The 26,062-nt window shown below is 69.6% G+C and carries 25 protein-coding genes; 9 read left to right on the plus strand and 16 right to left on the minus strand.

Going from position 1 to position 26,062, the window contains the following annotated elements; genetic code table 11:
- On the plus strand, nucleotides 1–1,143 hold the full coding sequence (locus H2041_RS11100) for a hypothetical protein (RefSeq protein WP_293412612.1): 1,143 nt from the start codon (nucleotides 1–3) through the stop codon (nucleotides 1,141–1,143).
- Between the two features lie 70 nt (nucleotides 1,144–1,213).
- Here H2041_RS11100 and H2041_RS11105 read toward each other — a convergent pair whose 3' ends face one another.
- From H2041_RS11105 to H2041_RS11160, 12 genes are read right to left on the minus strand one after another with little or no spacing between them, the layout of a single operon-like run.
- Nucleotides 1,214–1,702, minus strand: coding sequence for a hypothetical protein (locus H2041_RS11105; RefSeq protein WP_293412614.1), 489 nt, complete (start codon nucleotides 1,700–1,702; stop codon nucleotides 1,214–1,216).
- Nucleotides 1,699–2,295, minus strand: coding sequence for a response regulator (locus H2041_RS11110; RefSeq protein ID WP_293412616.1), 597 nt, complete (start codon nucleotides 2,293–2,295; stop codon nucleotides 1,699–1,701). Before H2041_RS11110 ends, H2041_RS11105 begins: the two co-directional genes overlap by 4 nt.
- Before the next feature lie 9 nt (nucleotides 2,296–2,304).
- Nucleotides 2,305–2,685, minus strand: a complete 381-nt coding sequence (locus H2041_RS11115) for a hypothetical protein (RefSeq protein WP_293412618.1) — start codon at nucleotides 2,683–2,685, stop codon at nucleotides 2,305–2,307.
- Nucleotides 2,685–3,242, minus strand: a complete 558-nt coding sequence (locus H2041_RS11120; protein WP_293412620.1) for a chemotaxis protein CheD — start codon at nucleotides 3,240–3,242, stop codon at nucleotides 2,685–2,687. Before H2041_RS11120 ends, H2041_RS11115 begins: the two co-directional genes overlap by 1 nt.
- Nucleotides 3,239–3,628: a response regulator gene (locus tag H2041_RS11125; RefSeq protein WP_293412622.1), complete on the minus strand. Its 390-nt coding sequence runs from the start codon at nucleotides 3,626–3,628 to the stop codon at nucleotides 3,239–3,241. Before H2041_RS11125 ends, H2041_RS11120 begins: the two co-directional genes overlap by 4 nt.
- Complete coding sequence (locus H2041_RS11130) at nucleotides 3,628–4,665, minus strand: chemotaxis response regulator protein-glutamate methylesterase (RefSeq protein ID WP_293412624.1); 1,038 nt, start codon at nucleotides 4,663–4,665, stop codon at nucleotides 3,628–3,630. Before H2041_RS11130 ends, H2041_RS11125 begins: the two co-directional genes overlap by 1 nt.
- On the minus strand, nucleotides 4,662–5,552 hold the full coding sequence (locus H2041_RS11135) for a protein-glutamate O-methyltransferase CheR (RefSeq protein WP_293412626.1): 891 nt from the start codon (nucleotides 5,550–5,552) through the stop codon (nucleotides 4,662–4,664). The genes H2041_RS11130 and H2041_RS11135 overlap by 4 nt, the downstream gene beginning before the upstream one ends.
- Complete coding sequence (locus H2041_RS11140) at nucleotides 5,549–6,016, minus strand: chemotaxis protein CheW (protein ID WP_293412628.1); 468 nt, start codon at nucleotides 6,014–6,016, stop codon at nucleotides 5,549–5,551. Before H2041_RS11140 ends, H2041_RS11135 begins: the two co-directional genes overlap by 4 nt.
- Before the next feature lie 2 nt (nucleotides 6,017–6,018).
- The gene (locus tag H2041_RS11145) at nucleotides 6,019–8,496 is read right to left on the minus strand and encodes a chemotaxis protein CheA (protein ID WP_293412630.1); all 2,478 of its coding nucleotides are present in this window, start codon (nucleotides 8,494–8,496) and stop codon (nucleotides 6,019–6,021) included.
- A 50-nt stretch (nucleotides 8,497–8,546) separates the two neighbouring features.
- Nucleotides 8,547–8,912: a response regulator gene (locus tag H2041_RS11150; RefSeq protein ID WP_293412632.1), complete on the minus strand. Its 366-nt coding sequence runs from the start codon at nucleotides 8,910–8,912 to the stop codon at nucleotides 8,547–8,549.
- Nucleotides 8,909–9,205 (minus strand): STAS domain-containing protein, encoded by a 297-nt coding sequence (locus tag H2041_RS11155; RefSeq protein WP_293412634.1) that lies wholly within the window; start codon nucleotides 9,203–9,205, stop codon nucleotides 8,909–8,911. The genes H2041_RS11150 and H2041_RS11155 overlap by 4 nt, the downstream gene beginning before the upstream one ends.
- Before the next feature lie 44 nt (nucleotides 9,206–9,249).
- Entirely contained in the window at nucleotides 9,250–11,202 is a 1,953-nt protein-coding gene (locus tag H2041_RS11160; protein WP_293412636.1) for a methyl-accepting chemotaxis protein, read from the minus strand.
- A gap of 386 nt (nucleotides 11,203–11,588) precedes the next feature.
- On the opposite strand from H2041_RS11160, the gene H2041_RS11165 reads away from it, so the two are divergent.
- Nucleotides 11,589–12,185 carry a response regulator gene (locus H2041_RS11165; protein ID WP_293412638.1) on the plus strand — a complete coding sequence of 199 codons (597 nt, stop codon included), beginning with the start codon at nucleotides 11,589–11,591 and terminating at the stop codon, nucleotides 12,183–12,185.
- Nucleotides 12,182–12,658: a hypothetical protein gene (locus H2041_RS11170; protein WP_293412640.1), complete on the plus strand. Its 477-nt coding sequence runs from the start codon at nucleotides 12,182–12,184 to the stop codon at nucleotides 12,656–12,658. The genes H2041_RS11165 and H2041_RS11170 overlap by 4 nt, the downstream gene beginning before the upstream one ends.
- A gap of 7 nt (nucleotides 12,659–12,665) precedes the next feature.
- Here H2041_RS11170 and H2041_RS11175 read toward each other — a convergent pair whose 3' ends face one another.
- Complete coding sequence (locus H2041_RS11175) at nucleotides 12,666–13,127, minus strand: Lrp/AsnC ligand binding domain-containing protein (protein ID WP_293412642.1); 462 nt, start codon at nucleotides 13,125–13,127, stop codon at nucleotides 12,666–12,668.
- A gap of 105 nt (nucleotides 13,128–13,232) precedes the next feature.
- On the opposite strand from H2041_RS11175, the gene putA reads away from it, so the two are divergent.
- Nucleotides 13,233–16,313: a bifunctional proline dehydrogenase/L-glutamate gamma-semialdehyde dehydrogenase PutA gene (gene putA / locus H2041_RS11180; RefSeq protein WP_293412644.1), complete on the plus strand. Its 3,081-nt coding sequence runs from the start codon at nucleotides 13,233–13,235 to the stop codon at nucleotides 16,311–16,313.
- Here the strand turns inward: putA and H2041_RS11185 are convergent.
- Nucleotides 16,310–16,963: a 2-hydroxychromene-2-carboxylate isomerase gene (locus tag H2041_RS11185; protein WP_293412646.1), complete on the minus strand. Its 654-nt coding sequence runs from the start codon at nucleotides 16,961–16,963 to the stop codon at nucleotides 16,310–16,312. The two genes, putA and H2041_RS11185, sit on opposite strands and share 4 nt — an antisense overlap.
- 212 nt (nucleotides 16,964–17,175) lie before the next feature.
- On the opposite strand from H2041_RS11185, the gene H2041_RS11190 reads away from it, so the two are divergent.
- The 3 genes from H2041_RS11190 to H2041_RS11200 all read left to right on the plus strand — a co-directional run bounded on the left by H2041_RS11190 (nucleotide 17,176) and on the right by H2041_RS11200 (nucleotide 20,651).
- Complete coding sequence (locus tag H2041_RS11190; RefSeq protein ID WP_293412648.1) at nucleotides 17,176–18,756, plus strand: FAD-dependent oxidoreductase; 1,581 nt, start codon at nucleotides 17,176–17,178, stop codon at nucleotides 18,754–18,756.
- Nucleotides 18,757–18,798: 42 nt separating this feature from the next.
- A complete protein-coding gene (locus tag H2041_RS11195) occupies nucleotides 18,799–19,296 on the plus strand; it encodes a RidA family protein (protein ID WP_293412650.1) in 498 nt (165 codons plus the stop codon).
- 104 nt (nucleotides 19,297–19,400) lie between these two features.
- Nucleotides 19,401–20,651: an SLC13 family permease gene (locus H2041_RS11200; RefSeq protein WP_293412652.1), complete on the plus strand. Its 1,251-nt coding sequence runs from the start codon at nucleotides 19,401–19,403 to the stop codon at nucleotides 20,649–20,651.
- Between the two features lie 7 nt (nucleotides 20,652–20,658).
- Here H2041_RS11200 and otsA read toward each other — a convergent pair whose 3' ends face one another.
- Together otsA and H2041_RS11210 are read right to left on the minus strand one after the other, a co-directional pair.
- Complete coding sequence (otsA, locus tag H2041_RS11205) at nucleotides 20,659–22,056, minus strand: alpha,alpha-trehalose-phosphate synthase (UDP-forming) (RefSeq protein ID WP_293412654.1); 1,398 nt, start codon at nucleotides 22,054–22,056, stop codon at nucleotides 20,659–20,661.
- On the minus strand, nucleotides 22,056–23,249 hold the full coding sequence (locus H2041_RS11210) for a mechanosensitive ion channel domain-containing protein (protein ID WP_293412656.1): 1,194 nt from the start codon (nucleotides 23,247–23,249) through the stop codon (nucleotides 22,056–22,058). The genes otsA and H2041_RS11210 overlap by 1 nt, the downstream gene beginning before the upstream one ends.
- A 243-nt stretch (nucleotides 23,250–23,492) precedes the next feature.
- Here H2041_RS11210 and H2041_RS11215 point away from each other — a divergent pair, with 243 nt between their 5' ends.
- Together H2041_RS11215 and H2041_RS11220 are read left to right on the plus strand one after the other, a co-directional pair.
- A complete protein-coding gene (locus H2041_RS11215; protein WP_293412658.1) occupies nucleotides 23,493–24,302 on the plus strand; it encodes a potassium channel family protein in 810 nt (269 codons plus the stop codon).
- A 296-nt stretch (nucleotides 24,303–24,598) separates the two neighbouring features.
- Entirely contained in the window at nucleotides 24,599–26,059 is a 1,461-nt protein-coding gene (locus H2041_RS11220) for a hypothetical protein (RefSeq protein ID WP_293412660.1), read from the plus strand.
- Nucleotides 26,060–26,062 lie beyond the last annotated feature (3 nt).

Here is a 26,062-nt window from a genome sequence, read left to right on the forward strand (position 1 = left end):
ATGAAGCAGAAGACTGTCGCGGTCGTCGGGGCCGCTGAAACCACCAAGATGGGCAAGATCCCGGACGTGTCCGTGATCGGCCTGCACGCCGACGCGGCGCTGAACGCCATGGCCGACGCCGGGCTGAAGCCCACGGACATCGACGGCGTGGCCTGCGCCGGCATCTCGCCGGTGGAGCTCGCCCAGTATCTGGGGATCACGCCGACCTATGCCGACGGCACCAGCGTCGGCGGCTGCTCCTTTATGCTGCACGTCCGCCATGCCGCGGCCGCCATCAACGAGGGCCTGTGCACCACGGTGCTGATCACCCACGGCGAATCCGGCCGGTCGCGGGTCGGCGTCGGCGGCTTCGGCCGCGCGGCCTCCAGCCTGATGGGCCAGTTCGAGATGCCCTACGGCGTCACCTCGCCGCCGACCATGTTCACCATTCCCGTGCTTCGCTACATGAAGACCTACGGCGTGACCGAGCAGGACCTGGCCAATGTGGCGGTGATCCAGCGGGAGTGGGCGGCGAAGAACCCGCGCGCCTCCTATCGCGACCCGATCACGGTCGACGACGTGCTGAACTCGGACATGATCGCCTGGCCGTTCCGCAAGCTGATGTGCTGCCTGGTCACCGACGGCGGCGGCGCGCTGATCCTGACCAGCGCCGAGCGGGCCAAGGACTTCCCGCAGAAGCCTGTCTATGTGCTCGGCACGGGCGAGAGCGTCGAGACGCCGATGGTCAGCCAGATGGAGGACTTCACCACCTCCAAGGCCTTCCGCGTCTCGGGGAAGAAGGCCTTCGACGAGGCGGGCGTCAAGCACGCCGACGTGGACCACCTGATGATCTACGACGCCTTCGCCCACCTGCCGCTCTATGGCCTCGAGGACCTGGGCTTCTGCAAGCCGGGCGAGGCCAAGGACTTCATCAACGAGCGCAACACCGCCATCGGCGGCAAGCTGCCGCTGAACACGAATGGCGGGGGCCTGTCCTACATGCACTCGGGCATGTACGGCATGTACGCCCTGCAGGAGAGCGTGCGTCAGATGCGCGGCATAGCGCCGGCCCAGGTGGACGGCGCCAGGATCAGCGTCTGCCATGGGGTCGGCGGCATGTTCGCCGCCTCCGGCACCATCATCTTCTCGAACGAAGCGCCTTAGACTTCAAAGTCTTACCGCACTCCATGCTGCGCCTTTGCTGCGCAGCATGGAGCCTGCGGCGGCCCGCGGCTCAGGCGGCGGGCTGTTCGCCTTCGGGCGCGTCGGGCTCGACGATCTGCAGCCGCTCGGTGAGCGCCCAGAGGCCGTCGACCATGGCGCTCAGCGCCTCGCGTCCGGATTCCTCAGTGTTCCAGATCAGCCGCATGCCGTCCACGTGGACCTTGATCGAGGCCCAGTCCTCGCGGTCCTGGGTCCGCAGCTTGTCGGCCAGCTCGCACAGGCTGTAGGCCGCACGGCACAGCAGCTTGTCGTCGAACAGGCCGGCGATATCGAGGACGCTGGTGGAAAGGTCGTAGACGGAGTCCATCGGCGCGGACTTGTCCTGGCACAGCCACTCCAGGGTCTCCAGCGTCTCGCCGATCGCCTCGTAGGACTTGCCCTGTTGCGCCGCGAGTTCGCGGGCGGCGCGCGTGTTGGCCATGCCGGCGGTCATGCCGCCCGGCTCGACCACGTGCTGGGCCAGGCGGTTCTTCACCTTGAAGACTTCGGCGTCGCTCATAGGGCGGCCCTTTGCGGCTTAAGCAGCATATCGATCTCGTCCTGATCCATGTTGGGATCCTTGGCCGCGCCGATGTGGGCGGAGAGATCGTCCTTGCGTCGGCCCTTCACCCCGAGAGGAGGGCCCATGTTGCGGAAACGCCGGTCGGGTCCGACGTAGGAATCGCTGCGGACCATGGCCCGCTCGTCCTTCGCCACCCAGTAGATCCGCTGCAGCAGGACCTCCGGCGTGAAGGGCTTGGAAACGATGAAGTTGGCGCCGCAGTCGCGGCTGCTCTCGACGGTCGAACGCGCGGCGTGGCCGGTCAGCATGATGATCGGCAGGAAGTTGGCCTCGGCCGGCGCGTCGCGGCGGAGCCAGCGCACGAAGTCGTAGCCGTCCATGTCGGGCATGGCCGTGTCGCAGATGATCAGGTCGATCTCGCGGTGCGACAGGATCGACTGCGCCTCGGCGGCCGATCGGCACTTCACCTGCCTGTGCACGCCGAAGCCGCGGAAGATGGAGCTCAGAACCTCCAGCGCCTGCTCGTTGTCGTCGATGAGCAGGACCGTGGACCTTGCCAGGTTCATCCGGACGTCTGGGTGCAGGCTCATGGCGGCGCCCTAGAAGAGGTCGAGGTCGCCCGATTCCGCGTCCGGAGGAGGCGGGATCAGGGTGGCGTCGTGCAAGACCGCGCGGAGACGGGAGGCCAGGTCTCCCAGCGGCACCTGGGCCAGAAGGGCGTCGGTGTCCACGTTGCGCGCATGCGTCAGCTGGTCCGACAGGCCGCGCATGAAGCTGGTCAGGCTGTCGAGATGCTGGGTGAGGACATCCAGCGTCTGGGCTTCGCTGAGCGCCAGTTCGCGCACCTCGCCCTGGGCGTTGGTGGTCAGTCGGCTGACAAGTTCCTCCAGGCGCGCGCACAGGCCGCCGGCGTGCTCGGTCTCCGCGGCGAGGGCGGCGAGCACCGGGGGGGCGAGGGCGGCGACCTGGGCCATGCGCATCAGAAGAGCTCCACGGCGCCGTCGTCGACCGGGGCCGGAACGGGCTTGGGGACTTCCTTCAGGCGGGTCAGTTCGCTGTTGTCGGTGACGGTCTTCTGCTGGGCCCGGCCGGTGGTGGGCCAGAACTGGATGCGCCGGGCGCCGACCCCGCCGAGGCTGGTGCCCACCACGGGGATGCCTTCGTCGCGCATGAAGCGCTCGGCGAAGGCGGCGTTGGCCGCGCCGACGTCGGACAGGCCGTTGAACATGCGCGCGCCGCCGAACAGCTTGCCCTGCAGCCGCTCGCGCCGCGCCCCCAGGCGCAGCAGGTCGTTGATCAGCAGTTCCATGGCGAAGGCGCCGTAGCGGCGGCCCTCATTGGCCCCCTCGGCCTTGCCCTCGGGCAGCAGGAAGTGGTTCATCCCGCCCGCGCCGCGGACCGGGTCCCAGAGGCACAGCGCCACGCAGCTGCCCAGGATGGTGGTCAGCACCACGTCCGGATCGTCCGTGACGTAGTGCTCACCCTGGACCACATGCACGCGGCGGCCCGGCCGCTGGGAGATGTTCTCGACGATCATCCGAGAGGTCCGAACACCGCTTCGATCTTCTCCTTCAGAGTCTGGGTCGTGAAGGGCTTGACCAGGTAGTTGTTGACGCCGAACTGCACGGCCCGCTGCACCAGCTCGCGGTCGGCGCGGCCGGTCAGCATGATGACCGCCGTCTTGGAGATGGGGCCGTGGGCGCGGATCGCCCGCAGCAGGCCCAGGCCGTCCAGCTTGGGCATGTTGAAGTCGGTGATCACCAGATTGGCCGGCTGGGCGAGCAGGGCGCGCAGGGCGTCCTCGCCGTCGGCCACTTCGCGGGTCTGGGTGATGCCGAGCGTGTGCAGGCTGGTGCGGATCAGCGAGCGCATCGACTGCTGATCGTCCGCAATCAAGGTCTTGATGGATCCCGGGGCGGGCATCAGGCGCTCCTTTGCGGCTCGGCGGCCGCACAGACAGACAGGATCGCCGCGCTCATGCGAGCCAGCGGCGCTTGTTTTTCCACCGCGCCGATTTCGAAGGCGGCGCGGGGCATTCCGTAGACGACGCAACTGGCCTCGTCCTGGCCGAGCGTCCGGGCGCCGGCCTGGCGCATGGTCAGCAGGCCCTGGGCGCCGTCGCGGCCCATGCCGGTGAGGATGACCCCCACCGACGGGCGGTTGAGGCGGGCGACGGACTCGAAGAGCACGTCGACCGATGGGCGATGGCCATTGACCGGGCCGTCCTGGCGAAGGCGGCAGACCGGCGTCGTGCTGCCGGTCACCTCCAGGTGGGCCTCGCCGCCGGGCGCCAGATAGACGTGGCCGGGCGCCAGCCGCGCGCCGTCCCAGGCCTCGGCGACCTTGGCGCCGGAGACGCGATCGAGCCGCTCGGCGAAGCTCTTGGTGAAGGTCGCCGGCATGTGCTGGGTGATCACCGTCGGCGGGCAGGTGGAGGGGAAGGCCGACAGGATGGTCATCAGGGCCTCGACCCCGCCGGTGGACGAGCCGATCGCCAGGATGACGTCGTCGGCCTTGTAGGCGCGGGTTTCCTCCACCCGGGTCACGTGCCCGCTGAACGGCCGCACGCGCGCCCGGGCGGCGGCCTTCACCTTGTCGGCCAGGTCGGAGAAGGCCTCCGCGGCGGTGTGGCCGGCCGACGGCTTGCCGACGCAGTCGACGGCGCCGAGCTCCATGGCCGCCAGGGTCACCTCGGCGCCCTGCTGGGTCAGGGTCGAGACCATGACCACCGGCATCGGCCGCAGCCGCATGATCTTCTCAAGGAAGTCGAGGCCGTTCATGTGCGGCATCTCGACGTCAAGGGTGATGACGTCGGGGTTGAGGCGCTTGATCGCGTCTCGCGCCTCGATGGGGTCATTGGCGAAGCCCAGGACCTCGATCTCGGGATCCTGGCGCAGGGTCGCGGCGATCAGGCTCCGCATGGTCGCGGAGTCGTCGACGATGAGGACGCGAACGGTCATCGGACGGCCTTCAGGCGGTAGGTGGTGAGGCCAGCGGTCTCCAGGGTCGCGACGGCCGGACCGGTCACCCGTTCGGAGTGGCCGATGTAGAGGGTCGCGCCCGGATTCATGGCCGGGACGAAGCGGCTCCAGATGCGCTCCTGCGTCGGCTCGTCGAAATAGATGACGACGTTCCGGCAGAAGATGGCGTCGAAACGCCCGCGCATCGGCCAGTCGCCGATCAGGTTCAGCTCACGGAAGGAGACAAGTTCGCGCAGCTCCGGCGCGACCGACCAGACGCGGCCGTCGTGGGCCGCCGTCTTCTGGAACCAGCGGCGGCGCAGCTCCAGCGGGATCGGCGACACCGCGTCCTCGCGATAGGCGCCGGCGCGGCCTTCGGCGATCATGTTGGGGTCGATGTCGGTGGCCAGGATCTTCACGTCCAGGCTCGCCGCCTCGGGCAGCACCGACAGGACCGTGATGGCCATGGAATAGGGCTCCTGGCCGTTGGAGCAGGCGGCCGACCAGAGGCGCACGCGTCCCCCGGCGCGCGCCCGCGCGGCCAGTTCGGGCATGACCTGGTCGCGCAGGTGGTCGAAGTGATGCGGCTCACGGAAGAAGCGCGTCACATTGGTGGTCAGCGCGGCCATCATGGCCTGCCGCTCGTCGAGGCTCCCGGCGTCCTCGACCAGGGCGCAGTACTCTCGGAAGCTCCGCAGCCCCAGGGTCCGCAGCCGCTTGGCCAGGCGCGAGTAGACGAGCGCCGCCTTGCCCTCGTGCAGAGCGATCCCCGCATGCGAATGCAGGATCTGGGCGATCTTGCGGAAGTCCTCGGCGGTCAGCAGGAATTCGCCGTCGACGAGGCCCTCGTCCTTCGCGCTGCGCCGGGGATCGGGGGACTGCGTCATGCGGCCTCGGCCTCGGTTTCCGGCAGGACGCGGTCGAGCGCGATCAGGCTGACCATCCGGCCGTCCAGGGCGAACAGACCCTTCACGAAGGTCTTCACCTGGTCGCTGGCCACGTCCGGAGTCGGCTGAACGAGGTCGTCGCTCATGTTGATGATGTCGGACACCGCATCGACCAGCAGGCCGATGGTGCGGTCGCCGATGTGGACCACCATGATGACGTGGCGGGCGGTCGGCTCGGACGTCTTCAGGCCCAGGCGCGCGCCCAGGTCGATGATCGGCAGGACGGCGCCGCGCAGGTTGATCACGCCCTTCACGAAGGACGGGGTGCGGGGCAGGGGCGTGGCCGGGGCCCAGCCGCGGATTTCCCGCACCGACATGATGTCGACGCAGAACTCCTGGTCCCCGATACGGAAGGCGATCAGTTCACGGCGCTGCGCGGCGCCTTGGGTCACGGTGTCATTCATGCTCAACCCGCCATTCGCTTCTCAATCCGGGGCGCCGACTTGCGGCGCGAACTCGTCACCAGGGCATCGACGTCGAGGATGAGCGCCACGCGCCCGTCGCCGAGGATGGTGGCCGCGGCGACGCCCGGAATCTGCTGGTAGTTGGCCTCCAGGCTCTTGATCACCACCTGGCGCTGGCCCTGGATCGCCTCGACCAGCAGGGCCGCCTTGCCGCCGCCTTCGCTTTCGATCAGCACCGCCACGCCCGAGGAGGGCGGCAGCGGCGTGTCGCGGAAGCCCAGGGCCACGCCGACGTCGATCAGCGGCACGAAGGTCTCGCGGATGCGGATGACGGCGTCGCGGCCGCCGATCAGGTGCACGTCCTCGCTGCGCGGCGTCAGGCTCTCGACGATGTTGGAGAGCGGGGCCACCAGCGTCTGTTCCGCGGCCGAGACCACCATGCCGTCGAGGACGGCCAGGGTCAGCGGCAGGCTCATGGTGAACTTCGACCCCTTGCCCGGCTCCGAGCTGATGGAGATCCGGCCGCCCAGGGCCTGGATGGAGCGCTTGACCACGTCCATCCCCACGCCGCGGCCGGAGATGTCGGACACCACGTCGGCGGTGGAGAAGCCCGGCAGGAAGATCAGGTTGTCGATCTCGTCGTCGGACAGCACCGCGTCCTCGGCGATCAGGCCCTTGGACATGGCGATGCCGCGCACCCGCTCGCGGTTGATGCCGCGGCCGTCGTCCTGGACCTCGATGACGATGCGGCCGCCGCGGTGCAGGGCGGCCAGGCGCACGACGCCTTCGCCCGGCTTGCCGTTGGCCTCGCGGTCTTCCGGCCGTTCCAGGCCGTGATCGATCGCGTTGCGCAGCATGTGGGTGATCGGGTCGGACAGACGCTCGATGACCGTCTTGTCGACCTCGGTGTTCTCGCCTTCCATCACCAGGCGGACCTTCTTGCCCACCATGTCGGCGACTTCGCGGACCAGGCGCGGCATGCGCTGGAAGACCGACTTCACCGGCTGGGCGCGGATGGCCATGACGCTGTCCTGGATCTCGCGCGTCAGGAGCTCCAGGTCCTCCAGGCCGAGCGCCACGTCGGAGGAGCGGGCGAGGCCGCTCTCGAAGACCCGCTGGGACAGCATGGCCTGCTGGATGACCAGTTCGCCCACGGCGTTGATCAGACGGTCGACCCGGTCGAGATCGACCCGGATGGTGGGCGCGGGCGCGGCGGAGCCGCCCGTGGGCGCCGCCGCCTGGGCCTTGGATTCGGCCTTGGTCTCCACTTTGGGCTCCGGTTTGGCGGCCGGGGTGGCCAGGGCGTGTTCGGTCGAGGCCTTTTCCGCCAGGGCGATCAGGCCCGCGACGTCCAGGCTGGCAGGCTCGGCGCTCGCCGGCGCCTCGGCCGCAGGGGCCGGCGTCTCGGCCGGGGCCTCAGCCTCGGCCGGCTCGGCGGCGGGCGCGTCGCTCTGAACCCGGGCCAGCAGGGCGTCGAGGTCGAGCGGCGCTGCGGCGGCGGCCTCCACGGCGTCGGCCGGGGCGTCGCTGTCCTCAGCCGCGATGTCGACGGGCGCCGCGGCTTCAGCTTCGGCCTCGGCCTCGGCGGCCTCGGCGGCCTCGCCCTCGCGGACGATGCTGAGGTCGCAGTCGTCCTCGACGAATTCAAAGACGTCGCGCACCTCGGCCTCGGTGGCGTCGCCCGTCAGGCGGATGGTCCAGCTCAGATAGGCCTGCTCGGCGCTCAGCTGGTCGAGCGGCGGCACGGCGCTCGCATCCAGGTTCACCTCCACGCCGCCGAGCCGCGCCAGTTCGCGCAGCACGAGGCCCGCCTCGTTGGCCTTGGCGTACATTTCCGTCTTGGGGCGGAAGGTCACCCGCCAGGCGGGGGCCGCGCCGGCTTCGGCGACCGAATCCGCAGCCGGGGCGGCGACTTCGGCCTCCGCCTCAGCCTCGGCTTCGGGGGCGGGCGCGAGGCTGGCGATCAGGTCGCTGACATCGGCCGGCGGCGCGTCGTCAGCCGGTTCGTCGAGGCTCAGCGTCACGGGAACGAAGCCGAAGTCCTCCTCGCCGGCGTCCTCTTCCTCGCCGTCGAAGCCCAGTTCGGCCGCGCGTTCGGCGCCCACCAGGCCCTGCAGATCGGAGATCATGCCGTGGGTGCGGGTCTCGTCCACCGAACCGTCGTTGCGGGCGGCCTGGACGTGGTCGGCCAGGACGTCGGACGCCCGCAGCAGAACCCGCGTCACGTCCTCGGTCAGCGACAGCCGACCCGACCGCAACTCGTCCAGGATCGTCTCGAACACGTGAGCGAAGCGGATCAGCTGCTCGAGGCCGAAGGCCCCGGCGCCGCCTTTCACGGAGTGAACCGCGCGAAAGACGGCGTTGATGGTCTCCGGATCGTCGTCCCCGGCTTCCATGGCGAGGAGACCCGACTCCATGTCGGTGAGGAGCTCCTCACACTCCTGGAAGAAGGTCGCCTTGATACTCTCGAACGGATCCACGGGCTGACTCCGGGCTCAGGACTGGTTTTCGGACTCGGGCGTCGGCCGCCTCAGGCGGCGACGCGGCGGATCGCATCCACCAGCTTGGTCGGGTTGAAGGGCTTCACGATCCAGCCGGTGGCGCCGGCGGCGCGGGCGCGCTCCTTCTTGGTGGCGTCGCTCTCGGTGGTCAGCACCAGGATCGGAGTGGCGCGGTGGGACGGATCGGCCCGGACGCCCTCGATGACGCCGAACCCGTCGAGGCGCGGCATGTTGATGTCGGTGATCACCACGTCGGCGCCCTCGGCGCGCAGCACTTCAAGGCCTTCGACGCCGTCGACGGCTTGCAGTACGCGATAGCCGGCCTGCACGAGCGCCATGTTGAGCATCTCGCGCATGGTCCGTGAGTCGTCGATCGTCAGGACAGTCTTGGTCACAGGTTCGCCCCCTCGGGTTCGTAGTCGATCTGGGGTCCGCCAAAGGCGGCCAATTGTTCAAGGAAACCTTCAGAGGCCTGCTCCACGCGAAGGGGCAGGCCGTCTTCGGCCCAGGTGGTCCGCGCCGACAGGAGGACCTGAAGGCAGAGACCGCCGAGCCGGCTCACCTGCGAGGCGTCAACCCGCAGGGGCCGCCCGCGCAGGGCCAGGAGCTCTGCGCGCAGCGGGTCGGCGGCCTGGAGGTCGAGCACCGGGCTCAGACTGACTTCAGCAACGGACGAATCGTCGGACATCGGTTCCCCCTCCAGACTTGATCACCGACTTAAGGTGAAAATTCTTAAAACTCTTCCCACCCTTCGGCGTCCGCCGCGGGCTCCAGTTTGCGGGCCGCCGAACCGTCGCGGGCGCTCGCGCGGGGGGCTTGCGCATAGCGGCCGGCGAAGGACTCGCCACGGCTCGGGCTGCGGGCGGGCGCGGCGGCCGCCGCGGCCGGCTCCTGGCCTTCGCCGACCTTGAAGCGGGAGACGCTGGTGGCGAGGCTTTCGGCCTCGCTGGCCAGCGAATGGCTGGCGGCGGTGGTCTCTTCCACCATGGCCGCGTTCTGCTGGGTCACGCGGTCCATTTCGTTCACGGCGGTGTTCACCTGATGCAGGCCGGTGGCCTGCTCCTGAGCCGAAGCGGCGATTTCGGAGACGAGGCTGTCGATCTCGGCCACCTGTGCGACAATCCGCTGCAGGGCCTCGCCCGTCTGGCCCACGAGGCCGACCCCCTGTTCGACCTGCTGGCTCGAGGCGCTGATCAGGGCCTTGATCTCCTTGGCCGCGTCGGCCGAGCGCTGGGCCAGGGCCCGGACCTCGGAGGCCACGACCGCGAAGCCCTTGCCGGCCTCGCCCGCGCGGGCGGCTTCGACGCCGGCGTTCAGGGCCAGCAGGTTGGTCTGGAAGGCGATCTCGTCGATCACCCCGATGATCTGGCTGATCTGTTCGGCGGACTTCTCGATTTCGCTCATGGCGTCCACCGCATTGCGGACGACCACGCCGGTCTTTTCGGCGTCCCCGCGCGAGGCGGCGACGACGGTCGAGGCCTGCTTGGCGCCTTCGGCGCTCTTGCGGACGGTCGCCGTGATCTCGTCGAGCGCCGCGGCCGTCTCCTCCAGGCTGGCGGCCTGCTGCTCGGTGCGGCGCGACAGGTCGTCGGCCGCCTGGCTGATCTCGCCGGCGCCCGAGCGCATGGCCCGCACATTGGTGGCGACGACGCCCATGGCGTCCTGGAGCTGGCCGATGGCGGCGTTGAAGTCGTCGCGCAGCTTGACGTAGTCGTCCGGGAAGGCCTCGGCGATGCGATAGGTCAGGTCGCCGCGGGCGAGATGGTCGAGGCCGGCGGCGAGGCCGGCCACGACGCGAGCCTGTTCGGCGGCGGCCTCGGAGCGGGCGGCCTCGTTGCGGGCGCGCTCGGCCTCGGCGGCGCGGCGCTGCTCGTCGGTCTGGCCTTCCAGGCGGACCTTCTCGATGGCCGCTTCCTTGAAGACCTGGACGGCCTGGGCCATTTCGCCCACCTCGTCCTTGCGGCCGCGGGCGGGGATCTCAACCGAATGGTCGCCCTCGGCCAGACGGCGCATGGCCGCGGTCATGGCGGCGATCGGTCCGGCGATGCCGCGCGACAGGATCAGGCCCATGGCCACGGCCACCAGCACGGCGGCCGCCAGAGCGGCGCTGATCATGATGTAGGTGTTGCGGTTGGTGGCGGCGAGGCGGGCCTTCTGAACCTTGATCGCCTCGGCTTCGGCCGCCGAGATGGCGTCGATCGGCGTCTCGATGTTGGCCATCAGCTGATCGGCGATCCCGTCGTTGCCGATCATGTCCGTGGCATCCTGGTAGGTCAGCGGATTGCCGGCCAGGGCCGAGCCGACCTCGACGATGTCGGTGTACCATTTGTCGCCGGCGGCCCGCGCCGAATCGAGCTGCTGGACCATCTCCGGCTTGTCGGCGATCAGCGGCTTCAGAGTGTCCAGCGCCTTGTGGAAGTTGGCGCGGTGGGCGGCGGCGCGCTCCAGATAGAACGGGTCGAGCGAGACCAGGTAGCCTCGGTAGCTGTTCTCCTGGCGCGCCAGGAGGAAGCTCGCCTGCGTCGCTGCGGCGATAGCCTCCTGGCTTCGGGTCACCTCGTAGCGGGCGGCGGTGAGCTGGCTCAGATTGTAGAAGGTCGCAGCGCCGGTGGCCGCGATGACGAGCACCATGATGGCGAAGCCGGCCATCAGCTTGCGTGAAATCTTCCAGTCGTTGAACGACATAGTTGCCATCCCAGTCCCATTGGCGCCATCAGGGGTTGACGGACTCGCCAGTTCGCCTCCAAGTCGAGGCTTGAGAAGGGCGCAGCGATTCACCATGGCCGGCGCCCGTTAACATTGGGCCGAGAACAGGCTTAAGCGTTGAACAAACGGTTACCCGACGTCACCGAACGTGGTTGGGCAAATTGGGTAATCGCTTTGTTTTTACGGGATTGCGCCGGGTGCGACATTCTAGCGCGCGGCATCCGGCGGGGGGCGGACGCTAGGCTTCCCGCCCTGTGGCGAAGCGGCGCTGCGTGACGGAAAATCTTTCTTAAAGCCTCCCGTCATTTGCTGCTCCATCGCCGCAGCCCGGAATCCGGGTCCATCGGCCCGACCTGGAATGGCGCATGGCCCTCGAACCGACCTCGCGCGCGCGCTTCAACCTCGAAAAGGCCTCTGTGCTCATGCTCGAGGGCAGCGGCATGGGCATGGACATTCTTGTCCAGATCGTCACGGGCCTGGGCGCGAAGTCGCTCTACCGCTGCGCCTCCGTCGAGGAAGCCCAGGATGCGGTGAAGAAGAACTCGATCGACCTGATCATCGCCGACTCCCTGACGAACGGGGAGGGCTACGAGTTCGTCTCCTGGCTCAGGAAGTCGGCCGGCGAACCGAACTGCTTCACCCCGGTGGTGGTGACGGCGGCGCACACGCCGGTCTCCATGGTCGCCAAGGCCCGCGATTGCGGCGCCCATTACATCATCAAGAAGCCGCTCACGCCGGTGGTGGTCCTCGAGCGGATCCTGTGGATCGCCCGCGAGGCCCGTCCCTTCATCGAATGCGACGCCTATGTGGGGCCCGAGCGGCGGCACAAGAACGAAGGCCCGCCCGACGGCGTGCCGCGCCGTCGCGACGACCTTCCGCCCGAGGTCGGCCTGGCGCAGGAACCCAATATGAGCCAGGACGAGGTCGACAACCTGATGGCCGCCCGAAAGGTCACCCTATGAGCGCAGTTCGCATCCATCGCCCGAAGTACGCGCTCGCGGCCATGCTGCGGAAACCGGGCGGCAAGACCGTGGCCGAGGCGGTCGAAGCGGCCGACGCCAATCTGGAAGGCCTGAAGGAAGCCGCCTGGCCGCAGCTCGACGCGGGTCTGGCCGATGTGGAGGCCTGCTTCGCGCGCTATGGCGAGGCCTTCGACGAGACGCTCATCGGCGACCATTACCAGAAGGCCGTGGGGCTGATCGGTCTGCCGAGTCTTTGCGGCCTCGACGCCCTGGAGAACGCCGCCCACAGCCTCTGTGACCTGCTCGACCGGCTGCGGACCACCGGCAAGTGGGATCGCGACGGGATCAAGGTCCACATCCAGGCCCTGCGCCTGCTGCGCACCCTGCCTCCAGGCGAAGAGACCGCGGCGGCGCCGATCCTCGACGGCCTGCGCCGGGTGCGCGAGCGCCACGCCATCCTCTCGGCCAACTGAGCGTTCCTCAGAGCGGCAGCCGCACGGTGTTCTTCACCTCTTCCAGGACGGCGTAGGTCCGCGTCTCGCGCACGCCCGGCATCTGCACCAGCACCTCGCCCAGGAAGCTCCGGTAGGCGTCCATGTCGGCGACCCTCGCCTTGATGAGGTAGTCGAAGCCGCCGGCCACCATGTGGCATTCCAGGATCTCGGGCGCCTTGCGCGCGGTCCGGGCGAACTCGTCGAACAGATCGCCCGTGGTCCGGTCGAGCTGCACCTCCACGAAGATCAGCAGCCCGCGATCGATGGCGGCGGGGTCGATCAGGGCGGCGAAGCCCTGAATCACGCCGGTGTCGCGCAACCGCTTCACGCGTTCATGGCAGGCGGCCGGCGACAGGTGGCAGCGTTGCGCCAGAGCCTGGTTGGTGATGCGCCCGTCGGCCTGCAGGACGCGCAGGATGCGCAGATCCGTCTCGTCAAGATTCGCCATATTGGGCCTTTTTATCTCAAAGCTTCGACAATCAGCCGGAACTAACGAAGCACATTCGGCCCGTGGCGCGATAGTTCGAACCATCGGCCGATTGCGGAGGCGAGCATGAACTGGGACGAACTGGACTTCGGCAAGTATCGCGACGAGCCGGACGCGGTCGGCGACCTGCTGGCCGATCCGCCCCTGTCGGCCGCCGCCCAGGGCGAGGTCCGGCAGGCCGCCGAGCGCCTGGTGCGCGGCGCGCGCCGCCAGGCCGACCGTCAGGGGGTGGTGGAGAGCTTCCTGCAGGAGTTCGGCCTGGGCACGCGCGAGGGGCTGGCGCTGATGTGCCTGGCCGAGGCCCTGCTGCGCACGCCGGACGAGGACACCCGCGACCGCCTGATCGCCGAGAAGATCGGCAGCGCCGACTGGGCCTCCCATCTCGGCAAGTCCGACAATCTCTTCGTCAACGCCTCGACCTGGGGGCTGATGCTCACCGGCCGCCTCGTGGAGCCCGACGAGGAGGCGCGCCGCGACCTGGCGGGCTTCCTGCGCCGACTGACCAGCCGGCTGGGCGAGCCGGTGATCCGCGCCGCCGTGGCCCAGGCCGTCCGCATCATGGGCGAGCAGTTCGTGCTTGGTCGCACGATCGAGGCGGGCCTCAAGCGGGCGCGGGAGGAGGGCTATCTGTGCTCCTTCGACATGCTGGGCGAGGGCGCCCGCACCGCCGCCGACGCGGCGCGCTACGAGGCCGCCTACGCCGCGGCCATCGAGACCGTCGGCAAGGGCGCCAAGGGGGCGGGGCCGGAGACCGGCCACGGAATCTCGGTCAAGCTCTCGGCGCTCTGCCCCCGCTACGAGGCGACGCAGGAGGCGCGGGTCTGGACCGAACTCTATCCGCGCCTGAAGCGGCTCGCAGTCCTGGCCGCGGGTTACGACCTCAACTTCACCCTGGACGCCGAGGAGGCCGACCGCCTCGTCCTGTCGCTGAAGCTGCTGGACCGGCTGGCGCGGGAGCCGGACCTTGGCGAGTGGAAGGGGCTGGGGCTCGCCGTCCAGGCCTATCAGAAGCGCGCGCCGCAGGTGATCGGGGCCCTGGCCGAGCTCGCCCGCGTCACCGGCCGCCGGCTGATGGTCCGGCTCGTCAAGGGCGCCTACTGGGACACCGAGATCAAGCGCGCCCAGGTGAACGGCCGGCGGGACTATCCGGTCTACACGACCAAGGCGGCGACCGATCTCTCCTACCTCGTCTGCGCCCGTGCGCTGGTGGAGGCCGCGCCCCACCTCTACGCCCAGTTCGCGACGCATAACGCCCATTCGCTGGCGGCGGTGCGCCAGATGGCGGACGAGGCCGGCGTCGTCGTCGAGTTCCAGCGCCTGCACGGCATGGGCGAGGCGCTCTATGCCGCCGCCGAGGCGGAGGGGCCCCTGCGCCTGCGCGCCTACGCGCCGGTCGGCGGGCACGAGGACCTGTTGCCCTATCTCGTCCGCCGGCTCCTGGAGAACGGCGCCAACACCTCCTTCGTCCACGCCCTCCTCGACGAGCGGGTGCCGGTGGAGCAGGTGGTCTCCGATCCGATCGCGCAGGTGAAGGCCGCCGGCGGCGGACGCCATCCGAAGATCCCGCCGCCTCCGGCCCTTTACGGCCCGGCCCGCCGCAACTCGCACGGACCGGACCTCACCATCGCCGCCACGCGCGAGCGGCTGTCGCAGGACGCCCGGGCCCTGCCGCCCGCGGCCGGCGGACCCGTGGTGGGCGGCGCCCTGCTCGGCGACGGGGCGGGGCGGCCCGCCTTCAGCCCCAGCGACGGCGCCCGCCTGGTGGGCCATGTGCGCGAGGCCGGCGAGGCCGACATCGCCGCCGCCTTCGCCGCCGCGCGCAAGGCGCAGCCCGCCTGGGACGCCGTCGGCGGTCCGGCGCGGGCGGAAGTCCTGCGCGCGATGGGCGATGCGCTGGAGGCCGAACGCGACCGGCTGATCGGGCTCTGCGCCCGCGAGGCGGGCAAGACCCTGGCCGACGGGATCGCCGAGGTACGCGAAGCCGTCGACTTCTGCCGCTACTACGCCCACCTGGCCGAGACGCGCTTCGCCGGGCCGGAGGCGCTGAGCGGCCCGTCGGGTGAGGTGAACACGCTGGAGCTGCGCGGCCGCGGCGTCTTCGTCTGCATCAGCCCCTGGAACTTCCCGCTGGCCATTTTCACCGGCCAGGTCTGCGCCGCGCTGGCCGCCGGCAACGCGGTGCTGGCCAAGCCCGCCGAACAGACGCCGCTGATCGCCGCCGAGGCCGTCCGGCTCTTCGTCAAGGCCGGCCTTCCGCCGGATGTCCTCGCCCTGCTGCCGGGCGCGGGCGAGACCGTGGGCGCGGCTCTGGTCGGCCATCCCGACTGCGACGGCGTCGCCTTCACCGGCGGCACGGACACCGCCTGGCGGATCAACCGCACGCTCGCCGAGCGGCGCGGCCCCATTGTGCCCTTCATCGCCGAGACCGGCGGGCTCAACGGCATGTTCGTCGACACCACAGCCCTGCGCGAACAGGTGATCGACGACGTGATCCTCTCGGCCTTCGGCTCGGCGGGTCAGCGCTGCTCGGCGCTCCGCCTGCTCTTCCTGCCCAGGGAGACGGCCGATGGGCTGATCGCCGGCCTGGTCGGCGCCATGGACGCCCTGATGCTCGGCGATCCCGCCGATCCGTCCACCGATGTCGGTCCGGTGATCGACGAGGAGGCGCGCGCCGCGCTGGAGGCCCACGCCCAACGCCTGGAGCGGGAGGCGAAGATCCTTCACCGTCTGGCCGCGCCGGAAGGCGGGACCTTCTTCGCCCCCATCCTGGCTGAGATCGACCGGCCGTCCTTCCTGGAGAAGGAGGTCTTCGGTCCGGTCCTGCACGTGGTGCGCTACGGCCCCGGCGAGCTCGAAGGGCTGGCGCGGGAACTCGCCGGCCTCCGCTACGGGCTGACGCTTGGCGTGCATTCCCGGATCGAGGCCTTCGCCGATCGTGTCCGCGCCCTCGTCCCGGCGGGCAACGCCTATGTGAACCGCACCATGATCGGCGCCGTGGTCGGCGTGCAGCCCTTCGGGGGCGAGGGGCTCTCCGGCACCGGGCCGAAGGCCGGCGGCCCGAACGCCCTGTCGCGCTATGCGGTGGAGCGGGCGCTCAGCGTCAACATCGCCGCCCAGGGCGGCGACCCGGCGCTCCTGAACCTCTAGGTCCGTTCGACGAGGCCGTGCTGTCGCAGGCGCCACAGCAGGGTCTCGATGCGATCCTGGCCAAAGAAGGGCTCGCCCCGGAAGACCATGGTCGGCACGCCCCAGTGGCCGCTGGCCTCGAGGGCCGCGTGGCTGGCCTCGATGGCCGCCTCCAGCCGCTCTCCTTCCTCGGCGACCGTGCGCTCCAGGGCGGCGAAGTCGAGGCCGGCGCGTTCGGCGGCGCGGGCGAGGTGGTCGCCCTGATGCCAGTTCTCCGTCCGCCCGCCCCAGATCAGGGGCGCGACCTCGCCGATGAACTCGAGCCCCCGCCCGGCCTCGGTCGCCGCCTGGCCGAGGTGCGTGATGCGGCGGATATAGGGCTGCTCAGCGGGGACCTCGCCGGTGGCCATGTCCATCACGATCGGGTCCGGCTGCGGACGGCCGAAGGGCAGGCCGAGCATCTCGGCCGTGCGCAGGCAGTCGAGGCCGGTGTAGCGCGGCCACTTCGGGTTCTGCCGCTTGAAGAAGCCGTCGACCCGCACCGCCAGCGGATAGACGGGGCGGAGGCGGACCTCGACCGCATAGCGCTGCGCGATCTCCAGCAGGCGTGGCGTGGCGAGATAGGAGTAGGGGCTGCGGAACGACCAGAAGACGTCGAAGCTCAGGGACAAGGCGGTTTCCTCCGGGACGCCGCCTGATCGGCGGTCTTGGCCAGCCTCCCCTGTCGCAGGCGCGGAGCTTCGCTGCAAGCGCAGGCGGAGCGGCTGTGGAATCTGCCCGCCGCTTCGGCGCCTGAGGGAATCTGCGCCGCGCCGCAGGCTTGCCGCTCGCCGACGCGCCGCGTCCCCCGGCCAATGGGCGCGTCAGGTCATCGGGGGGAGCCATGGGAGTCAGCCGGCGTCATTTCCTTCAGCGGCTGGGTGCGGTCGGCGGCGGGGGCGCAGCCTTCGCAGCCATGGGCGCGCTGGGTCTCATGCCTCACGTGGCCACCGCGGCGCCGGCCCTGCCCGCTGACTTCGGCCTGGGCCGCAGGGTGGTGATCCTGGGGGCCGGCGTCGCAGGCCTGGTGGCGGCCTACGAGCTGGAGCGCGCCGGCTTCTCCGTGACGGTGCTCGAGGCCCGGGACCGCCTGGGCGGCCGCAACTGGACCTTGCGCGGCGGCGACAAGGTGGAGATGGACGGCGAGGCCGCCCAGACCGTCACCTTCGCCGACGGCGTCTATATGAACGCCGGGCCCGCCCGCATCCCCAGCCACCACGAGGGCGTGCTCTCCTACTGCCGGAAGCTGGGCGTGCCGCTGGAGGTGGAAATCAATGTCAGCCGGAGCGCCTATCTGGCGCCCGAAGGCGCGAGGCCCATCCAGCTTCGCCAGGGGATCAACGACACCCGCGGCTATGTGGCCGAACTGCTCGCCAAGGCGGTGAACAGGGGCGCGCTGGACGCCGAGCTCAGCCTTGAGGACCGCGAAAGGCTCATGCCCTTCCTGAAGGCCTATGGCGACCTCGACGGGGAGATGAGCTTCAAGGGCACGGAGCGTTCCGGCTTCGCCCAGGTCCCCGGAGCCGCCGACCAATTCGGTGTGGCCCGCCCGCCCGTGCCGCTGAAGGACCTGCTGGCCAATCCGACGCTCGGGGCCACCCTGTTCGAAGACAACATCAACATGCAGGCGACGATGTTCCAGCCTGTCGGCGGCATGGATCAGATTGTCGCCGGCTTCGAGCGCGCAATCCGCAGCCCGGTGGTCCGCAACGCCGAGGTGGTGCAGATCCGCCAGTCCGAAAGCGGCGTGAAGATCGCCTATCGCGACCGCGCCAGCGGCGAGCGCCGGAGCGTCGAAGCCGACTACACGATCATCACCATCCCGCTCGCCCTGCTGGCCCGGATCGACAACGACTTCCCCAAGGCGGTGAAGGACGCCGTCGGCAGCGTGCCCAACGCCTTCTCCAACAAGATCGGCTTCGAGGCCCCCCGGTTCTGGGAGAAGGACCAGATCTATGGCGGCATCTCCTGGGTGGGCGGGGACACCTCGCTCATCTGGTATCCCAGCAACGGACTGCACACCGAGCGCGGCATGCTGCTGGCCTGCTACGGCTCCGGCCCCGGCGCGAAGGCGTTCGCGGCGCGGCCGCTGGCTGAACAGATCGCCATGGCGCGCGCCGCCGTGGGCCGCGTGCACCCCGGACATGAGGGCGAACTCAGCAAGCCGGTGGTGGTCAACTGGAGCAAGATCCCCTTCAACTACGGTCCCTGGCCCGACTGGCAGGGCCAGGCCGGCCAGGAGGGCCACATGGACAGTCCCGCCTACCGCCTGCTGAACCGGCCGAGCGGTCGGGTCCACTTCGCCGGCGCGCATCTGAGCCAGACGCCCGGCTGGCAGGAAGGCGCGGTCTTCTCCGCGCACCGCACCATCGCCGCGCTCGCCGACCAGGTGCGCCAGGCCGCCCTGGCGCAGCCCGCCGCCTGAGCCGCGCCCCCGCCATCAAGACCCACAAAAGAGGAGACGCCCATGCGCCCCATCGCGCTCGCCGCCACCACCGCCGCCGCTCTCGCCGCCTTCGCCGCTCCGGCCGCGGCCGAGATCACGCGCGTCGGGTCGGAGACTTCGCCCATCGCCAGCGCCGTCGTGGTGCCGGCTGGCTACGACATGATCTATGTCAGCGGCATCACCCCGCCGGTGACCAACGAAGGAGCGCCGGAAGGGACGCCGCGCGAGTTCGGCGACACCAGGACCCAGACCATCGGCGTCCTCAACAGGATCAAGGCGATCCTTGAGGCCCAGGGCGCGACCCTGGGCGACGTGGTGATGATGCGCGTCCTTCTGGTGGGCGATCCCGCCCTGGACGGAAAGATGGACTTCGCCGGCATGATGGAGGGCTACCGCCAGTTCTTCGCCAACGCCGAACAGCCCAACAAGCCGGCGCGGATCACGTCCCAGGTGGCCGCTCTGGTGGCGCCGGGCATGATGGTCGAGATCGAGGTGCAGGCGGCCGTCAAGCGCGACTAGGCCTTTGCGCGCTTCCCCGCATCAGCCGGCCTGACTAGGATGCCGGCCGAAAGTGACGAACGGATTGGCGTGCAGCAGGCCGCCGTCACCGGGGAAGGGCCTTCTTGAACCACGCTCAGATCGCCACCCTCGTGGTGCTCGCCGCCGTCGTCGCCGCCCTGCTCAGCGACCGGGTGCGGGCCGATGTGGCGGCCATGGCGGCGGCCGCCGTCCTCGCCGGCCTGGGCGTCGTGACCCTGGAGGATCTCGGGCGCGGCCTGGCCAGCCCCGCCCTGGTGGCGCTGGCCTCGCTGTTCATCATCGCGCGCGCGCTCGACGTCACCGGGGTCATGGGCGTGATCATCCGCTCGGCGGCGAGCATGACCGACCGGCTGGGGCGGGCCTCGGCGCCCCTGATCATCAGCCTCTGCGGCGCGCTCTCGGGCTTCCTCAACAACACCCCGCTGGTCATCCTGGCCGCGCCGGTGATGCAGGATTCGGCCAAGCGGCTGGGCATTTCGCCCAAGCGGCTGCTCATCCCGCTCTCCTACGCCTCGATCATGGGCGGCGCCTGCACCCTGATCGGGACCTCCACCAACCTGCTGGTGGACGACATGGCCCGCCGCCAGCATCTGCCGCCCTTCTCGCTGTTCGAGATCACCGGGGTCGGTCTGGCCATCGCCGCCGTGGGCGCCCTCTATCTGGCCTTCGTGGCGCCGCGGCTGCTGCCGTCCACGGACGGCACGGAGCCGACGCCGGCGCTGTCGGAGCTGGCGCCGCCGCTGAAGCTCGTTCCGGGCCTCGTCAGCGTCACCATCTTCGCCTTCGTGCTGGGCGCCGCGGCCGGCGGCCTGTCCATCGCCGTCGTGGCCTTCGTGGGCGCCACCGCCCTTCTGGCGCTGCAGGTGCTCAAGCCGGAGGAAGCCTATTCGGGACTGCGGCCCCAGGTGCTGCTGATGATCGGCGGCATGCTGGTGGTGGGCGAGGCGCTCGGCAAGACGGGCCTCGCCTTCCAGGCCACCAATATCGTCGCCGGCTGGACGCAGCCGCTCGGGCCCATCGCCGCCCTGGCGGTGATCTACATCGCCACCTCGATCCTGACCGAGATCATGTCCAACGCGGCCGTGGCGGTGCTCATCACGCCGCTCGCCATCGGTCTGGCGGAGAATCTGGGCGTGGCGCCGCGCCCCTTCGTGGTGGCGGTCATGATGGCCGCCAGCGCCTCCTTCGCGACCCCGGTCGGTTATCAGACCAACGCCATCGTCCACCAGATCGGACGCTACACCTATATGGACTTCGTGCGCGTGGGCCTGCCGCTCAACATCCTGTCGGCCATCGTGGCCGTCTGGGCGATCCCGAAATTCTTCCCCTTCTAGACGGCGGTCAGCGCGCCACCAGCCGCGCCGGTCCCCCCTTCATCAGGGCCGAGACGAAGGAGTCGCGCCAGGCCGAGACGTCGGTGGCGCGCAGGCCCGCCATCAGGCTCTCCCATCGCCGCCGGCGTTCGGGCAGGGGCATGGACAGTCCCTTGAGAATGGCCTCCGACACGTCCTCGCGGCTGAACGGATTGACGATCAGCGCCTCGGCCATCTGCTCGGCGGCGCCGGCGAAGCGGGAGAGGATGAGCACGCCCGGGTCGTCCGGATCCTGGGCGGCGACATACTCCTTGGCCACCAGGTTCATGCCGTCGCGCAAGGGGGTGACCAGGCCGAGCTTGGCGGCGCGGTAGAAGCCCGCCAGCTGGTCCCGGCGATAGCCGCGGTTCACATAGCGGATCGGCACCCAGTCGACGGTGGCGAAGGCCCCGTTGATGCGTCCGGACTCCCCGTCCAGCCGGCCGCGGATTTCCTGATAGGCCTCCACGTCTTCCCGGCTCGGCGTGGCGATCTGCAGCAGGAAGACCTTCTCCTGCATGTCCGGATTGTCGATCAGGAACTGCTCGTAGGCGAGGAAGCGCTCCTCCAGCCCCTTGGAGTAGTCGAGCCGGTCGACGCCGATGATCATCTGCCGGCCCAGCAGGCTGGCCTGCACCCGCTGAAGCTCCCGCCCCGCGGTCTCGCCCTCCAGCGCGGCGGTGAACTCCGTGACGTCCATGCCGATGGGAAAGGCGCCGAAGTCGGCGGTCCGGCCGAAGGCGGTGAGGCGGTGGTCAGGCCCCACCTCGCCGCCGGCCTCGTGGACCACATAGTCCTCGAAGGCCTCCAGGGAATCGTTGGTCTGGAAGCCGACGAGGTCGTAGTCGAACAGCGCCTCCACCAGCCGGTCGTGGCGCGGCAGCGTGGTCATCAGGTGCCGCGTCGGCCAGGGAATGTGCAGGAAGAAGCCGATGCGGTTCTTCACCCCGCGCTTGCGCAGCTCCTGGGCGAGCGGGATCAGGTGGTAGTCGTGGATCCAGACGAAGTCGCCGTCCTCGATCAGCGGCAGGACGGTCTCGGCGAAGCGGGCGTTCACCCGCGCATAGCCTTCGCCGAAGGAACGCTCGTAGGCGGTGAGGTCCACGCGGTGGTGGAACAGCGGCCAGAGCGTCTTGTTCGCATAGCCGTTGTAGTACTCGTCGATGTCCTGCTCTTCGAGGTCCATGGTGGCGACGGTCACGCCCCCGGCCCTCTGGACGCCCACCTGGCCCGTATAGGTCTCCGTGGTGCGGCCGCTCCAGCCGAACCAGACGCCGGAATGCTCGCGCAAGGCGGCGGCCAGCGCCATGGCGAGCCCCCCTTGGGTTCCGCCGCCCACATCGCTCGGCGGGCTGACGCGGTTGGAGATGACGATCAGGCGTCCCATCAGCCGTTCGCCGCCGCGCGCGGCGGCTCTCCGCCCCCGACGCCCCCGCGGGGCAGGACGAGATGCATGTGCGGGTAGGGGATGTCGATCCCGGCGGCGTCCCACGCCTGCTTGATGCGGCGGTTGAAGGCGCGGCCCACGCCCCACTGGGCGCCCGGCTCCGTCTTGATCCGCCCGCGCAGCACCACGCCGCTGTCGGCCAGGGACAGCACGTCCATGATCTCCAGGGGTTCGAGGATCTTGTCGGCGAAGGCCGGATCGGCGCGCATCTCCTCCACCACCTGGGCCATCACCTCGAACGCCTTGTCGATGTCGGACTCGTAGGAAATGCCCAGCTCCGCCACGTGATAGGAGAAGGTCTTGGTCATGTTGTGGATCACCTGCGCCTCGCCATAGGGCAGGACGTGCAGGGTTCCGTCCAGACCGCGCAGCCGGATGGTGCGCATGGTCATCTGCTCGACCACGCCGCTGGCCCCGTTGATGTCCACCACGTCGCCCACGGCGACGATGTCTTCGGCGACCAGGAAGATGCCGGTCAGGAAGTCCTTCACCAGGGTCTGGGCGCCGAAGCCCACGGCCAGGCCGACGACGCCGGCGCCGGCCAGCAACGGCCCGATGGCGACGCCGACCTCGGCCAGGATCATCATGCCCCCGACGATGATGATCACGCCCTTGGCCACGCCGTGCAGCAGCGGCCCGATCGTGTTCAGTTGGGCGGTCCGGCGGACCTGGCCCTCGCGGCTGTGCGCCATCCGCTGGAGGAGCCGGTTGATGAGCAGGCTGGCCAGCTCCACGGCGGCGAAGGTCGCCACCGCGAGAATGGCGATCCGGATGGCGGCCTCCACGATCTGCTGCCCCAGGCCGACGGACAGCCAGCCCAGCACGTCGAAGCCCCAGATCCCGGCCAGGGTCACCAGGGCGGCGAGGACCAGGGCCACCTCGACCACGTTCCACGCCAGGGTCGCCACGCGCCGCGTGCGGATCGTCTTTTCCGCATCGGCCGGCCCGGGCACGGCGCGAGCGCCCTGCCGCAGCAGCCGGCGCGCCAGGACGCCCAGTGCGATCGCGATCGCCACCGCCAGGACCGACAGGCCGACGTTCAGGGCCAGGGCGGCGGGGCCAAGGGTGATCAGGGCGACCCAGCTCTCGCGTACGCTGGAGATGATCGTTTCACTGGCGGTGGTCGTGTCCAAGGGACGGCTCTCCTCCGATTTGGCGCGGGCTGGCCGGCGAGGGCGCGGCCGCACGAGGCCGGCGCGCCTACGGCGAAGCCACGATCCAGAATGGCTCGCGCGCGTTTTTGGTTCAGCAACTCAGGGCCGCTCGTTTAGAGCTAGCACGGCCCTGACGCGGCTCGCCCCGGGCTCACCAAGCTGTGAACCGGATCGGGGGGCGGGTGCGACGGCGGCGAAACCGATGCCTGGCGGACAAGCAGCTTGACCTCAGACCAACTCCGAAAGACGCCCGACCGGACCCGCGCCTTCCGCCGGTTCCGCGCCAAGCTGCGCGCCCTCTATCACGGGGAGTCGCCGCAGGCGGTCCGCTTCCGTCTGGCGGTGATCGGAGTGGACCTGGCGCTGATCGCCTTCTTCATCGCCGCGCCCTTCCTGCGGGATTCGCGCCTTTTCCTGCCGCTGGACCTGGCCGTGGCGGCCATCCTCGCCACCGACCTCGCCGCCCGGGCTCTGGCCTGGCGGACGGTCAAGGACTGGATCCGGCGGCCGATCGTCATGGTCGACCTGTTCGTGCTCCTCACCCTGCTGCTGCCGACGGTCCTGATCAACCTCGCCTTCCTGCGCGTGCTGCGGATCTGGACCCTGTTCAACAGCGAGTTCTTCTGGGACACGGTCGGTCACCGGTTCGACGACACCCGATGGGAGGATGTGATCCGGGCGGCGGCCACCCTGATCACCTTCGTCTTCGTCGCGACCGGCTTCGTCTACACCATCTATGTGGGCGAAGACGGCGGGGTCAGCGGCTATGTGGACGCCCTCTATTTCACCGTCACCTCGCTGACGACCACCGGCTATGGCGACATCATCCTGCCCGGAGTCAGCGGGCGTCTGATCTCCATCGTGATCATGATCGCGGGCATCACCCTGTTCGTGCGGTTCGCCCAGGCGCTCTTCCGGCCCTACAAGGTGCGGTTCGCCTGCCACGTCTGCGGCCTGATGCGACACGAGCCGGACGCGGTGCACTGCAAGGCCTGCGGGGCGCTTCTCAACATCCCAAACGACGAGGCCTGAGGGCGGAAACGGCCGGACAAATTTCGGCCTTCCCCAATTCAAACGCCCCGAACGGAGAACGCTGTTCTCGGCTCGCCTCGCTCCGGCGCGGATAAAAACGACCGAAAAACAGTCGGTTAGACCGTAGCGTTGCTCAGGCGCCGCACAACCGCGGCTGCAAGGAACTGTCACACAACCGTTCCCGACCTGTCACGGAGGCTACCTAGAAGGACCTCGGGCAAGCGGGCGTTCAGGTCTCGGGGGAGACTTGGGACTGGCCGGCGCCTGCGAATTTCATCGCCACGGCGGAGAGCAAGATGACCGGCACCACCAATCTCAGAAACCTTCTGATCATGTCGCTGAGCGCGATGGCCCTGGCGGCCTGCGGCGGCGGCGCGTCGGAAGTGGCTTCGCCCGGCGAGGGCGCCTTCCCGCCGTCGAACGGCGGCGGCTCGGGCGGCGGCAGCGGCGGCGGCTCGGGCGGCTCGGGTTCGGCGGCCAGCGACTGCCCGACCGGCTTCACCAATGTCGGCACGATCGCCAACAACACCCTGCGCAACTGCCAGCTGCCGGCCAAGATCACCGGCAACCTCGTGGTTCCGCTGCGCTCGGGCACCATCTATTCGATCAGCGGCCGCGTGGACGTGGGCGACGACATGGGCGGCGACGCCGCTGCGCCGAAGGCCGGCGCGGTGAAGGGCACGCTGACCATCGAGCCGGGCGTGAAGCTCTTCGGTTCGGCCGGTCTCGACTACATCGTCGTCAACCGCGGCTCGCAGATCTACGCCGAAGGCACCTCGGCCCAGCCGATCGTCTTCACCAGCCGCCAGAGCGTCGAGGGCACGACCGGCGTCGACTCGATCGGCCAGTGGGGCGGCCTCGTCGTCCTGGGCCGCGCGCCGATCTCCAACTGCCCCGGCACGACCGCCCCGGGCACGGCCAACTGCGAAGCCCAGGTCGAAGGCACGAACGCCTTCTACGGCGGCAACTCGGCCACCGATAACAGCGGCGTGATGAAGTATGTCCGCGTCCAGCACTCCGGCTTCCAGATCCTGCCGAACAACGAGCTGAACGGGATCACCTTCGCCGGCGTCGGCTCGGGCACGCTGCTCGACTACATCCAGGTCCACAACTCGTCGGACGACGGCATCGAGTGGTTCGGCGGCACCGTGAACGCCAAGCACCTGGTGCTGACCGGCAATGACGACGACAGCATGGACACCGACGTCGGCTTCAACGGCGCCATCCAGTTCGCCATCGTCGTCCAGCGCGCCAACGGCGGCGACCGCGGCAACGAGGCCTCCGGCTCCAACCGGACCCCGGCCTCCAATCCGAAGTTCGCCAACGTGACCATGGTCGGCCGCGGGTCTTCGGACGTGATCGTCATGAACTCGGGCACCAACAACGTGTTCGCCAACTCGGTCTTCACGGCCTCGGGCACGACGGCGGCCTGCCTCGACATCGACGACACGAACACCACCGGTTCGTTCAACTCGGTGTTCTTCTCCTGCCCGGTCGCCTTCCGTGACGACTCCAACGTCGGCGCGACGGCCACCCAGGCCATCTTCGCGGCGGGTGCGAACAACACCGCCAACGGCACGTCGACCCTGACGAGCACCTTCATCAACGGCGCGAACGAGAACGCGGTCCCGGCCGCGAACCTGACCTCGATCTCGTCCTTCTTCACCAACACCACCTACATCGGCGCGGTGCGGAACTCGAGCGACACCTGGTGGCAGGGCTGGACCTGCGGCCTGACGTCCGGCTCGTCCTGCTGACGG

Origin of the sequence: Phenylobacterium sp., assembly GCF_013911965.1 — a bacterium.
Lineage (GTDB): Bacteria > Pseudomonadota > Alphaproteobacteria > Caulobacterales > Caulobacteraceae > Phenylobacterium.